This is a genomic window from Candidatus Flexifilum breve, from assembly GCF_016713355.1.
Map to the genome: position 1 here is coordinate 275,851 of NZ_JADJPI010000035.1, position 12,825 is coordinate 288,675.

General features: G+C 59.9%; 10 protein-coding genes and 1 pseudogene. 5 read left to right on the forward strand and 6 right to left on the reverse strand.

Annotation, left to right across the window (positions count from 1 at the left end):
• Positions 1 to 4 precede the first annotated feature (4 nt).
• Positions 5 to 1,119 (forward strand): annotated as a pseudogene (locus tag IPK17_RS24170) (2-oxo acid dehydrogenase subunit E2).
• 294 nt (positions 1,120 to 1,413) lie between these two features.
• On the opposite strand, the gene purU reads toward IPK17_RS24170, so the two are convergent.
• From purU to recD2, 5 genes are read right to left on the reverse strand one after another with little or no spacing between them, the layout of a single operon-like run.
• A complete protein-coding gene (gene purU, locus IPK17_RS24175) occupies positions 1,414 to 2,289 on the reverse strand; it encodes a formyltetrahydrofolate deformylase (RefSeq protein ID WP_343420260.1) in 876 nt (291 codons plus the stop codon).
• A gap of 25 nt (positions 2,290 to 2,314) precedes the next feature.
• Positions 2,315 to 2,686, reverse strand: a complete 372-nt coding sequence (locus tag IPK17_RS24180) for a hypothetical protein (RefSeq protein WP_343420261.1) — start codon at positions 2,684 to 2,686, stop codon at positions 2,315 to 2,317.
• A gap of 27 nt (positions 2,687 to 2,713) precedes the next feature.
• Entirely contained in the window at positions 2,714 to 3,622 is a 909-nt protein-coding gene (locus IPK17_RS24185; RefSeq protein WP_343420262.1) for an NAD(P)/FAD-dependent oxidoreductase, read from the reverse strand.
• A gap of 4 nt (positions 3,623 to 3,626) precedes the next feature.
• On the reverse strand, positions 3,627 to 4,211 hold the full coding sequence (locus IPK17_RS24190) for an ATP-binding domain-containing protein (protein ID WP_343420263.1): 585 nt from the start codon (positions 4,209 to 4,211) through the stop codon (positions 3,627 to 3,629).
• 39 nt (positions 4,212 to 4,250) lie between these two features.
• Positions 4,251 to 5,828, reverse strand: coding sequence for an SF1B family DNA helicase RecD2 (gene recD2 / locus IPK17_RS24195; RefSeq protein WP_343420264.1), 1,578 nt, complete (start codon positions 5,826 to 5,828; stop codon positions 4,251 to 4,253).
• Between the two features lie 103 nt (positions 5,829 to 5,931).
• Between recD2 and malQ the strand changes: the two genes are divergently transcribed.
• The 3 genes from malQ to IPK17_RS24210 all read left to right on the forward strand — a co-directional run bounded on the left by malQ (position 5,932) and on the right by IPK17_RS24210 (position 8,045).
• Entirely contained in the window at positions 5,932 to 7,485 is a 1,554-nt protein-coding gene (gene malQ / locus IPK17_RS24200) for a 4-alpha-glucanotransferase (protein ID WP_343420265.1), read from the forward strand.
• Positions 7,486 to 7,565: 80 nt separating this feature from the next.
• Positions 7,566 to 7,748 (forward strand): hypothetical protein, encoded by a 183-nt coding sequence (locus IPK17_RS24205; protein ID WP_343420266.1) that lies wholly within the window; start codon positions 7,566 to 7,568, stop codon positions 7,746 to 7,748.
• A gap of 138 nt (positions 7,749 to 7,886) precedes the next feature.
• Positions 7,887 to 8,045, forward strand: coding sequence for a hypothetical protein (locus IPK17_RS24210; protein ID WP_343420267.1), 159 nt, complete (start codon positions 7,887 to 7,889; stop codon positions 8,043 to 8,045).
• 47 nt (positions 8,046 to 8,092) lie between these two features.
• On the opposite strand, the gene rbsK is transcribed toward IPK17_RS24210, so the two are convergent.
• Positions 8,093 to 9,013, reverse strand: coding sequence for a ribokinase (gene rbsK / locus IPK17_RS24215; RefSeq protein WP_343420268.1), 921 nt, complete (start codon positions 9,011 to 9,013; stop codon positions 8,093 to 8,095).
• A gap of 102 nt (positions 9,014 to 9,115) precedes the next feature.
• Between rbsK and pulA the strand changes: the two genes are divergently transcribed.
• Complete coding sequence (gene pulA / locus IPK17_RS24220) at positions 9,116 to 12,796, forward strand: pullulanase-type alpha-1,6-glucosidase (protein ID WP_343420269.1); 3,681 nt, start codon at positions 9,116 to 9,118, stop codon at positions 12,794 to 12,796.
• Positions 12,797 to 12,825: the final 29 nt, after the last annotated feature.

Genomic DNA, 12,825 nt, shown 5'->3' on the forward strand with positions numbered 1-12,825 from the left:
GAGCATGGCATTCCAAATCAAAGTACCGGATCTCGGCGAATCGGTGGTCGAAGCGACCGTCGCCCGCTGGCTGAAAAACGAAGGCGACCCTGTGGCCGTTGGCGAGGCGCTGGTCGTCCTGCAAACCGACAAAGTCGATCTTGAAGTCGGCGCGGAGAAGAGCGGCGTGCTCAGCAAAATCGATCATCCGGCTGGCACAGACGTCAAAATCGGTGACGTGCTCGGTTCGATCGACGACAATGCCGCCGTTGCGCCCAATCCAGCGCCGGAACAAACGCTTGCCCCGGCCACGCAGGAACCCGTCGACGCCAAACCAGCCATCACCGCGACCCCGGTCGCCCAGCGCGTCGCTAAAGAGCAGGACATCGATCTCGCGCAGGTGCCGCCCGGTCGACCCGGTGGACGCGTGACCAAGAGCGACGTGCAGCGTTACCTCGAAGCGCAGCATCAGCCCGCCACCCAGACGCCCGCGCCGCGCCCGGTGGTGCCGACGCCGTTCCAGCCGCCCATGCCTGTCACGGCGAACGATGGTCGCGCCGAAGAACGCATCAAGATGTCGCGCCGCCGCCGCACGATTGCCGCGCGCTTGGTCGAGGCGCAGCACACCGCAGCCATGCTCACCACCTTCAACGAAATTGACATGAGCGCGGTGCAGGAACTGCGCGAGCGCCGCAAGAACGCCTTCAAGGAACGCTACGGCGTTAGCCTCGGCCTCTCATCGTTCTTCGTCAAGGCGGTGATCGGCGCGCTCAAGTTCCAACCGCGCATCAACGCCGAAATCCAGACCGACGAAATCGTGCTGAAGAAGTACTACGATATTGGCGTAGCGAACTCTCTCTCGAAGCCCTGCGCGGCGGCACGTTTACCATCACCAACGGCGGCGTCTTCGGCTCAATGATGAGCACGCCAATCCTCAACCCGCCGCAGGTCGGCATCCTTGGCCTGCACAAAATCGAGCCGCGTCCGGTCGTGGTCGACAACCAGATCGTCATCCGCCCGATGATGTACGTCGCGCTGAGCTATGATCACCGCATCGTGGATGGTCGCGAAGCCGTACAGTTCCTCGTCCGCGTGAAGGAATTGATCGAAGACCCCGAATCACTGTTGATTGAGGGGTAGCTTTCGTGAGTGAATTGATTGTCGGGGCGCAGCGTGCTGCGCCCTTTTATTACGGTTCGAAGGATCCTCAAGTGGTCTTCCGAAAGTTGTAGGGGCTGTGGTTTGCGGCCGTTCGGGGTTGAGGGCCCCCCGGCCCCGGCCGGGGCCGGGGGGGGGGGGGGGGGGGGGGGGGGCCCCCCCGGGGGGGGGGGGGGTGTTGGTGGGGGCCTTGGGCGGCCCCCTAACCGGGATAACTGTGCGCTTTTTAGACACCCTGTATATCTCGTCCTCTTTTGGCGTCCTTCAGACACAAGCTTAGTTGAAGATCACCGTCTTGTTGTTATAAACGAGAATTTGCCGCTGCAGGTGATACCAAATCGCCCGTGCCAGCACGAGTTTCTCCACATCTTTCCCCTTGCGCACCAAATCCTCAACTGAGTCTTTGTGATTCACGCGCACCGTGTCCTGTTCGAGGATCGGGCCAGCGTCGAGATCGGACGTAACGTAGTGGCTCGTCGCGCCGATGATCTTCACACCGCGCGCGAACGCCGCATGGTACGGCTTCGCGCCGATGAACGCAGGCAAAAATGAGTGGTGGATGTTGATGATGCGGTTGGGGAACTGTGCCACCATTTCCGGCGAGATGATCTGCATGTAGCGTGCCAGCACCACAAAATCGATATGGTGCTGCTTCAGCAGTGCGATCTGCTGGTCTTCCTGTTCGCGCTTGTTCTCCTTGGTGATCGTGAATTCGACATATGGAATCCCGAACTTCTCGGAAACAGCGCGCATATCCGGGTGGTTGCTCACAATCAGCGGAATTTCTACTCGCCATTCGCCGGACTGGTAGCGCCCCAGGATATCATACAGGCAGTGGCCGAGCTTGGAGACGAACACCGCCATGCGCGGCACATTCGACGAGAAATGCAGTTCCCACGTCATCTGACGCGGTTCAGCGATGGCGGTGAACGCCGTGGCAATCGCCGCGGCTGGAATGGTGAAAGCGGTCAAATCCCACTCGACGCGCATGAAAAACACATTGGCTTCAGTATCCACATGCTGGTCGAGATGCAGAATATTGCCCTGGTTACGAAAGATGAATTCGGTAACGGTCGCCACCAGACCGGGTTGGTCGGGGCACGAGATCAACAAAGTGGCGGACTCAGGTCCGCCGGGTGCTGCGCCTTGCATTCGGTATCCTTATCGTTATGGGGTGCTAATCTTTAGATAGGCCGCCGCGATCATAATCGGCGTACGGAGCATCAACATTGAAATCGGCAAATGCCGGGTCGGACAGCGGCTGACCGAGCACCCGCGCCGCCATGATCTCGCCCGCCGCCGGGCTGGACATGATACCGTGTCCCGCATGCGCAATGGATAGGTAGAGGCCGCCGACCTCCGACCACGCGTCAATGATGGCGCGCTGGCTCACATACTTGCGGCGAACGCCCTGCTCATCGGCGTAGTAGGCGTTGTCGCGGAAGACGTAGTAGTTGATGCGGTGATCGATGCCGCGTAAATAGCGAGGATTAGCGAAACCTTCGCCGTCCGCATGCCCAAACTGCCGGGCCAGAATCGCCAGCGTCACCGAAGGGAACCGCGGGTCTTTGAGCTGTTAGACGGGATAAATCGGGTCGATCAGGTAATCATGGGCGGGTTCGCCATCCGCCTTGACCAGTTTATCATTCCAGTTGTACTCGTGACCGAAGATCGCTCCAGTCTGCGCCTCGGGACGCACGTGCGCGAACGGCGCCGCGCCAATGAGCATCGGCGAATGTTCGGGAAAGTCGGCATGGCGCCACGGGGTCGTAAAGCTTTGGCGCGGGCGTACCACCACGGGCAATTCGACCCCCGCCATCCGCCCCACCTGCCGCGACCGCGCACCGGCTGCGATGATCGCCGTGGCCGTGCTGATGCGTCCAGACGGCGTCCACACGCCGACCACGCGCCCGCCCTCTACCTCAATACGCGTCTCGGGCACATCGAGCAGCACCTGGCAGTTCGCCGCCTGACGGACAAAGGCATGCACGAGCGCGTGTGAATCCAACCATCCGGCAATGGGGTCATATTTGCCCGCGACCGCGCGTGGTCCAGCCTGCGGGAAACGCGCCTGCAGTTCGGCGGCATCGAGATATTCGACATGCGTCAATCCGATCTCGTGCAAACGCTGCACATCGGCGCGCAAACCATCAGCTTGCTCCTCGTTAAAGCCAAGGAACAGGTAACCGCGTTCCTTCACGCCGATGTCCGCGCCCAACAAATCCTGTGCATGACGAAACACGTCAATGCTGCGCCCCATCAACCGGGCGTTTCCTAGCGATGTCCAACACGTGCGGAAGTTCTCCAGCGAGGCATTCGACGCCCCGGACGCAAGCTGACTCCCCTGTTCAATGATGACTGTGCGAATTCCCGGTGACGCGCACTCCAACGCCCACGCGGCACTAGCGCCTGCGGGGCCGCCGCCGATGATCACCACGTCCGCCGTCATCGGCAGCTGTCCGGAACGGGATACAAATTTCGCCATGCTGTTACAACCTATCCTCGTAGAAGCTGCAAAAGTCCACTATACCGCTCGGCGACCTTATTGTTCTCCACGGCCATTTGTACCGCGCGGCGGCTGCCCACCAGCACGACGAGCTTTTCGCGCGGGTGACCGCGGTATAGAGCAGGTTGCGCTGCAGCATCATGTAGTGCTGCGTCATGATCGGCATAACCACCACTGGATATTCCGAGCCCTGACTGCGATGCGTGCTGATGGCGTAGGCGTGAATCAACTGGTCAGCCTCCGTCCAGTCATACATCACGAACGAACCGTCGATGTCGATCCCGAACGCCTGCTCCTCAAAATCGATTTCGACTAACCGCCCGATGTCGCCGTTGAACACATCTTTTTCGTAGTTGTTGCGCGTCTGCATGACTTTGTCGCCCACGCGGAACGCCCGCCCGCCGAGCACCTTTTCCGCCATGCGTTTATCGCCGTTGAGCGTGCGTTGCAGCGCCTCGTTGAGCGCGTTCACGCCGATGACGCCGCGATACATCGGCGCGATCACCTGCACATCGTTGATCGGATCCACGCCGAATTTGGTCGGCAGACGGTTCTTGACAATATCCACCACCAATTCCGCCGCTCGTGCCGGGTCGTCCTCGCCGAACTAGAAGAAATCGGCGCTGTTGTTATCCGTCAGCGGCGGTTCACCCTGATTGATGCGGTGCGCGTTGACGATGATATGGCTGGTGTTCGACTGACGGAAGATCGCATTGAGCCGCGTGACATAGCCCACGCCGCTGTCGATCACATCGCGCAGCACGTTGCCCGCGCCCACACTCGGGAGCTGATCGACATCGCCGACCAGCATCAAATGCGCGTTCGGCGGCAGTGCCTTGAGCAGATCGTTGAACAGCAGCAAGTCGATCATCGACGCTTCGTCCACGATCAGCATGTCGATTTCCAGCGGCTGATCTTCGTCGTACACAAAGCCTTCGCCGGGCGTCCAACCCAACAGGCGATGGATCGTCTTGGCAGGATGACCCGTGGCTTCGGCGAGGCGTTTGGCCGCGCGCCCCGTCGGTGAGGCCAGCGCGAACTTGTGCTTGAGCGAATCCAGCGCGTGGATGACCATGCGCAGCGTCGTGGTTTTGCCGGTACCGGGGCCACCCGTCAACACCGTGACCTTATGTTCGAGCGCGGCGCGCACGGCACTTTGCTGCTGCTCGGTTAAATCAACCTCATTAAACTCGGCCAGATCCTTCAGGAACTTCGCCCACTTCAAGCCTTTGACGTGGCGGCGAATGTCCGACTCTTCACTGACCTGTTCTCGCAGCAGGCGCACCACTTTGCGCTCCGCGTGGTAGAAAAGCGGCAGGTAGACCGCTTCCATGCCTAATGCGCCGTCGCCAATGTTCGCGTCGATGATCAGGTTACCCGCCAGCGTCTCCTGACTCAGCGAGGCCTGCACGCGCCCCACGTTGTCGATCTTGAGCATCTCCATGGCCTTGTTGACAAGCTCAAGGCGCGGCATATAGACATGCCCCTCTTTGGTCATCTGATTCAAGGCGTAGACCAGCCCGGCGCGGATGCGGTAATGCGCGTCCGCCGGCAGCCCCATGTTCTGCGCGATTTCATCAGCGCGGATGAAACCAATGCCGTTCACTTCGTCGGCCAGCGCATAGGGGTTCTCTTTGACGGTCGCAATCGCCGCCGCGCCGTAAAACTTGAAGATGCGCGCGGCCATCTTGCTGGTCACACCATAACCTTGCAGAAAGATCATCGTCTGGCGGATAGCTTGGTTCTCTTGCCACGCCAGCGCCAGATCGCGCGCCAGTTCACGTTTGAGTCCCGGCACCTCGTGCAGGCGCAGCGGTTCGCGGTCAAGGACATTGAGCGTCTCGGTGCCAAAGTGATCGACGATTTTGCGCGCGGTCTTCGCGCCAATCCCCTTGACGATGCCGCTGGCGAGATAGTTGACGATCCCGATTTCGGTCGACGGCGTCACCGGGGTGAGCGTCTCCGCTTTGAACTGCTTGCCATAGCGCGGGTCGCTCACCCAAGCGCCGCTGAAGCGCACTGTTTCCCCCACGTTGATCCCCGGCAGCACTCCCACCACCGTGATCGTCCCATCCGGCCCTTCAATCGTCGGGAATTTTTCTTCCGCCTTGATGCGAATCACGCCGTAATGGTTCTCGTCGTTATAGAAGGTGATGCGCTCAACCGTACCTGTGATATGTTCCATTGGTGATCTTTGTCATTTCGCTCTCAAGCCTAAAATCTATCACACGCGGGGGGTTTTGTGCTATGTTTAAGGGCAAATTGCGTGTTTTTGAAAGGACACATGGATGCTCGTTCCTCGTTCTAGTGGTGTGCTGCTGCACCCAACCTCCCTGCCCGGGCGCTACGGTATCGGCGACCTCGGCCAGTGGTCATACAATTTCGTCGATTGGCTCGAATCGGCGTATCAAACCCTCTGGCAGATTCTGCCGCTCGGCCCGACGAGCTACGGTGATTCGCCCTATCAGACGCTGTCGGCCTTTGCCGGCAACCCGTACCTGATCAGCTTCGACAAGCTCATTGCGGATGGCTGGCTCGCCCCGGAAGACCTCGCCGACCTGCCGCCCTTCCCCACCGATCATGTCGATTACGGCTGGATCTTCACTTATCACAAATACAAACTCACGCTCGCCTATCAGAATTTTGCTAAAAAAGCCTCGCCAGCCCAGCAGCAGCAGTTCACCGAGTGGTGTGCCGAAAACAAAGATTGGCTCGACGATTACGCGCTGTTTATGTCGCTCAAGGATGAGCACGATGGCCGCCCGTGGGTGGAATGGGAAGCCGATGTCGCACTGCGCGACCCGCAGGCGCTCGTAGATGCGCTTAACCGCCATAAAGAAAACATCGAAGACTACAAGTTCCGCCAGTGGCAGTTCGCCTTGCAGTGGAGCGCGCTCAAAAAGTACGCCAACGACAAAGGTATCAAGCTGATCGGCGACGTGCCGATCTTCATCGCCCATGACAGCTCGGATGTGTGGGCCAACCGCGATCTGTTCTATCTCGACGAGGTCGGCAACCCGACCGTCGTCGCGGGCGTCCCGCCGGATTACTTCAGCGCGACCGGTCAGTACTGGGGCAACCCGCTCTACAAGTGGGAGGAAATGGCGAAAGATGGTTACAGTTGGTGGATTCGTCGCTTCAAGGCGGTGCAGACTCAGGTCGACATCATCCGCATTGACCATTTCCGCGGTTTTGAAGCCTACTGGGAAATTCCGACCAATGAGGAACGAACCGCTGTCAACGGGCAGTGGGTCAAGGGGCCGGATATTCCCTTCTTCCGTGTCATTGAAGCCGCGCTCGGGGCCCTGCCCATCATCGCCGAAGATCTCGGCGTGATCACCCCCGGCGTCGAAGCGATGCGCGACGGTCTCGGTCTGCCGGGCATGAAGGTCCTGCAGTTCGCGTGGGGCAACCTGCCCGAGGCGAACCTGTTCCTGCCCCATCACCATATCGAAAACAGCGTGGTCTACACCGGAACGCACGACAACAACACGACGCTGGGTTGGTGGCATTCTGACAAAGAGACGAACGAACACATCCGCCGCCATGTGGAGTTATACGTGAATCAGGAAGTCACCGAAGCGAACTGGACGCTCATGCGCATCGCTCAGGCCTCGGTCAGTCACATGGCGGTTGTGCCGATGCAGGACGTGCTGAGCCTCGACACGGATGCGCGCATGAACACGCCCAACGTCCCCGCAGGGAATTGGATGTGGCGCATGAGCGAAGGCGATTTTGGCAATCAGGCGGCGCGTGACGGTCTGCGCGATCTCACGCTGCTTTACGGGCGCGCGCACGGTACGCGTTTCATCGAGTACCTGCACGACCACCCGATGATCTAGGACGCTCACCCGGTTCTAACGACGAGCATTACGTTTCAGAGGTATAGTCAATGACATCTCACATTACAAGGAGATGGGCTATGCCTGACAAAGACGAGAAGCAGCGCAAAGATCCGTTAGCCGAAGAAGGCTCGCGCGAAACGAGCCAGGCGGAAGGTGACAAGCCGCTCGGCAGTCGGGATCGCAAAGTTTCGCATAACCCCGATACCGCCGAAGGCGATAGGGAACAGATCGAAGAAGATCTCAAAAACAAGAGCAAGTGACCAGCGGGCGATCCAGTGGATCGCCCGCTTCATTATAGTTACCCTACTGATTGATACTCACACGGTTCTCACGAGCTAGACTAGTGTTCGGGCATATAATCATTACAGGATGAATTTCATCCAGAGGAGCATCAAACTATGCCAGATAAGAATCAGAAGCAGCGCAAGAAGAAACCGGCAGCCCCCGCCAAGCAGCCCGGTACCCAAGTTGAGGCCGACAACATTCTCGGCAAACTTGATAAAGTCGTCCAGAAAACTGAACAGGACGACCCACGCACCAAGAAAAAGAAGAAATAACTCATCGGGCGATCCAGTAGATCGCCCGATGCCTTTATCGCCCTCGGTTACAGCAGGTCAGCGACCTCATCGCGCTGCGGGAATGAGGTCTGCGTGCCTGTTCGCAGCACTGACCGCGTCGCAATGGCGCACCCGCGTTCGACCGCGTCGCGCACGCTGCGCCCCGATCCCAACAGATAGGCAAAGCTGCCCACGAACGAGTCGCCTGCGCCGGTCGAATCGACGGCTTGCACGGCTTCCGCGCGGACGAATACCGGCTCCTCGTTGCCATCGATTAGCAGCGCGCCGCGGCTCCCCAGCGTGATTACCAGCGTTTTCACACCCCATTCCTGCAATTTGCGCGCCGCGGTGATCACTTCGGCGTCGGTAGTCGTCGGCAGCCCCGTCAGCATGGCTGCTTCGACCTCATTCGGAATCAGGATATCGGTGAGCTGGAGCAGTTCCATCGGCAGATTCGCGGCGGGCGCGGGGTTGAGGATGGTCGTCACCCCGCCCCCGCCTTTCGCCACACGAAACGCTTCCAGTGAAATCTCGATGGGAACTTCCAATTGACACATGACGATTTGAGCACTCTGGATCGCGCGGCTGGCAAGGCGCACCTCGGCGGGCGTGAGCGTGAAATTCGCTCCCGGCGCAATGATGATCGAGTTCTGGCCGCTGCCTTCTTCGACAGCGATCAGCGCCACGCCCGACGCTTCTTTCTCATCAAACAACACATAGTTGGTGTCGATGCCCTGAGCGCGGTAGTTGGCCAGCGTGCTTTCTCCGAACACGTCACGCCCGAGTTTCGTCACCACGGTGACTTCCGCCCCCAAGCGCGCCGCCATCACTGCCTGATTCGCGCCTTTTCCGCCAAAGCCCATTTGAAAGCGCGAACCAATTAGAGTTTCGGCGGGCGCGGGGATGCGCGGCACCCGCGCGATCAAGTCAATATTTGAGCTGCCAACCATACAAATGCGTGGATTCATATTCATTCCTCTCTAAGTGGTTTAGAGGCTGAGTTCTAGCTACAATCATGATGCGTAATATCGCTCTAAACGTCGATTTTTCAAAGGAGTGATTGCAAGAATATGAAACGGTTCCTCTTATTACTCGTTTTGCTGCTGCTCTCCACCTCTCTCGCCCTCGCTCAAGACCAACCGACCTTAGTGGTTGTCCCCGGCACCATTCAAAGTGTCCTGGGCTGCCCCGGCGACTGGCAACCGGAATGCGAAGTCACGGCGCTCACACTTGACCCCGATACCGGGCTGTGGCGCGCGACCTTCGACATCCCGGCGGGCAGCTATGAATATAAGGTGGCACTCGACGGCAGTTGGACGGTCAACTACGGGCTGGATGGTGTGCCCAGCGGCCCGAACATTCCGTTGGAGCTGGAAGCGGACTCGTCCGTCGAGTTTGTGTTTGACCCGGTAGCGCATACCGTGACGCACAGCGTCAATGGTGAAGCCGTGATCGTCGAAGCGCCCGCTGCGCCGAGCGAACCTGAACCCCAGCCGGATATGGTGGTCGTCCCCGGCACGATTCAGAGTGTGCTCGGCTGCTCTGGCGATTGGCAGACCGATTGTGATGTCACGGCCCTCGTCTACGACGCCGACGATGATCTCTGGCAGGCGACGTTTGACCTCCCCGCAGGCGATTACGAATACAAAGTCGCGCTGAACGGCACCTGGGATGTCAACTATGGGCTGAACGCGCTGCCCGGCGGCGCCAACATTCCGCTCTCTTTGGCGGAAGACACTACGGTCAAGTTTGTGTACAGCCACACGACTCATTGGGTGACAGACAGCGTCAATTCGCTGATCGCCAATGTGCCCGGTTCATTCCAGGATGAGATCGGCTGCCCCGGCGACTGGGCACCGGACTGCCTGCGCACACTGCTGCAAGACCCGGACGGTGACGGCGTATACGTCTATGCCACCGCGGCGATTCCCCCCGGTGCCTACGAAGCTAAAGTTGCTGTCAACGAGAGTTGGGCGCTCAACTACGGCTTGGACGGCGCGCAGGATGGCGCGAATATCGCTTTCACAGTCGCCGAAGAAGGGACGCTGACCCAGTTCTCGTTTGACACCTCGACCAACATCCTGTCGATTGATACTGGAGGTGCCGCCGTGGGCAGCCTTTTCACCTCGCTGGCCCAGTGGGTGTCCGCCGATACCATCGCGTGGAATATCGACCCACAGGAAGGCGCGACCTACCGGCTGTACTATTCCTTCGAAGCGGGCATGGAGTTGGCCGGCGATGGCATCAGCGGCGGCCAATCCATTGAACTCAGCTATAACCCCGAAGGGTTGAGCGCCGACGTGCTGGCGCAGTTCCCGCATCTGGCGAATTACAGCGCCCTTCAAATCGCCGAGTCGGATCTCGCGGCAGTGCCCGGCATCCTGCGCATGCAGTTCGCCGTCGCCGCGATCTCGTCGGAAGGCCGCTTGCTCGACGCGACGGGCATCCAGATCCCCGGCGTGCTCGACAATCTGTACACCTATGACGGTGCGCTCGGCGTGACGTGGGATGGCGACGTGCCGACTCTCCGCGTGTGGGCACCAACCGCGCAGCGGGTGCGCGTCCGTTTGTTCGATGATGCCACGACCGAAGACTTCACCCGCCAGAACCTGACCTTCGATGCGGCCACGGGTGTCTGGAGCGTCACAGGTGAAGCCGACTGGAAGAACAAGTATTACCTGTACGACGTGACGGTCTACGCGCCGACCACGCAGGCGATTGAGAGCAATCTCGTCACCGACCCGTACTCGTTCAGCCTGTCTCTGAACAGCCAGCGCAGCCAGATCGTTGACCTGAACGACCCTGCGCTCATGCCCGAAGGCTGGAGCGACTACGCCAAGCCGGAGCTCGACGCCTTCGAAGACATCGTGCTCTATGAACTGCACGTACGCGACTTCAGCATCTACGACGAATCCGTACCGGAAGACCTGCGCGGCACGTTCCTCGCCTTCACGCAGACCGAATCGAACGGCATGCAGCATCTGCGCGCGCTGGCGGACGCGGGTTTGACACACGTCCACCTGCTCCCGTCGTTCGACATCGCTACGATTAACGAGAACAGCGCTGAACGCAGTGAGATCGACCGCGCTGAACTGGCCGCCCTGCCCGCTGACTCGGAAGAGCAGCAGGCGCTCATCGGCCCGGTGCGCGGTGAAGACGGCTTCAACTGGGGTTACGACCCGCTGCATTACACCGTACCGGAAGGCAGCTACAGCACTGACCCGAACGGCGCACAGCGCATCCTCGAATTCCGCCAGATGGTCATGGCGCTCAATCAAACGGGGCTGCGCGTGGTCATGGACGTCGTCTACAACCACACCAACGCGGCCGGGCAGTCCGCCAACGCCGTGTTGGACCGCATCGTCCCCGGCTACTACCACCGCCTGAACGCCTCGGGCGGCGTGGAATCGAGCACCTGCTGCTCCAATACTGCGACCGAACACGCGATGATGGAAAAGCTGATGATCGACTCGCTCATCACGTGGTCGACCATGTACAAGGTCGATGGCTACCGCTTCGACCTCATGGGTCACCACATGGTCCAGAATATGGTCGATGTGCGGGCGGCGCTGGACGGTCTGACCGTCGACAATGACGGCGTGGACGGCGCACGGATTTACGTGTACGGCGAAGGCTGGGATTTCGGCGAAGTCGCGCAGAACGCACGCGGCCTCAACGCGACCCAGCTCAATCTCGGCGGCACCGGCATCGGCACGTTCAACGACCGCATCCGTGACTCACTCCGCGGCGGCAGTCCGTTTGGCGGCTTGCAGGAACAGGGTTTCATCAACGGGTTGTATACCGACCCGAGCGAAGACGAAACGCGCGATCCCGCCGTGCAGCTTGACCTGCTCATGCTGTTCCAGGATCGAATCCGCGTGGCGTTGGCGGGCAACCTGCGCGATTACACCTTCGAAAACTACCAGGGCACCATCGGGACGGGCGCGGATGTCTACTATAACGGCAGCCCAACAGGCTACACGCTCGACCCGCAGGAACATATCGTCTACGCCGCCGCGCACGACAACGAAGCGTTGTTCGACATCATTCAGGTCAAAGCGCCGCTGGCTGCATCGCTGGAAGATCGCGTGCGCATGAACAACCTCGCGATCGACGTGGTCATGCTCTCACAGGGCGTGCCCTTCTTCCACGCGGGCGATGAAATGCTGCGGTCCAAGTCCGGCGACAAGAACAGCTACGACTCCGGCGACTGGTACAACGCGCTCGACTTTACCTATCAGGATAACGGGTGGGGTCACGGTCTGCCGCCGTCGTGGACGACGCAGGACAACTGGTCGCAGTGGCAACCGCTGCTCGCCAACCCGGATTTGCAGCCGACGACGGAGAACATCCAGAGCGCTATCAGCCACTTTGAAGAAATGCTCAGCATCCGCCGCGATGTCGCGCTCTTCCGCCTGCGCACGGGTGACGATGTGCTGAACAGCGTCACTTTCCAGAACACCGGGGCGGAACAAGTCCCCGGCTTGATCGTCATGAGCATCAGCGATCAAGGCGACGCGAACCTCGACCCGAACTACAGCTACGCGGTCGTGTTGTTCAACGCCAGCCCGGAGACCCAAACCTTCGTGCTCGAAGACGTGGTCGGCTACCCGCTCCAACTCCACGCGGTACAGGCCGCTTCGAGTGATCCGATCACCGCGAGTTCGACGTTCGATGCTGCGACTGGCACGTTCACCGTGCCCGCGCGTACGACCGCCGTATTCGTCGCTCCGGAAGGCGAACTTCCCTAAACAGTTTTGGGGCATGGCAATGCCATGCC

Excerpts from the sequence above, each read along its gene's own strand:
- purU (WP_343420260.1), bottom strand. The coding sequence starts at position 2,289 with ATGCAAGGCGCAGCACCCGGCGGACCTGAGTCCGCCACTTTGTTGATC.
- IPK17_RS24185 (WP_343420262.1), bottom strand. The coding sequence starts at position 3,622 with ATGGCGAAATTTGTATCCCGTTCCGGACAGCTGCCGATGACGGCGGAC.
- recD2 (WP_343420264.1), bottom strand. The coding sequence starts at position 5,828 with ATGGAACATATCACAGGTACGGTTGAGCGCATCACCTTCTATAACGAC.
- malQ (WP_343420265.1), top strand. The coding sequence starts at position 5,932 with ATGCTCGTTCCTCGTTCTAGTGGTGTGCTGCTGCACCCAACCTCCCTG.
- IPK17_RS24205 (WP_343420266.1), top strand. The coding sequence starts at position 7,566 with ATGCCTGACAAAGACGAGAAGCAGCGCAAAGATCCGTTAGCCGAAGAA.
- IPK17_RS24210 (WP_343420267.1), top strand. The coding sequence starts at position 7,887 with ATGCCAGATAAGAATCAGAAGCAGCGCAAGAAGAAACCGGCAGCCCCC.
- rbsK (WP_343420268.1), bottom strand. The coding sequence starts at position 9,013 with ATGAATCCACGCATTTGTATGGTTGGCAGCTCAAATATTGACTTGATC.
- pulA (WP_343420269.1), top strand. The coding sequence starts at position 9,116 with ATGAAACGGTTCCTCTTATTACTCGTTTTGCTGCTGCTCTCCACCTCT.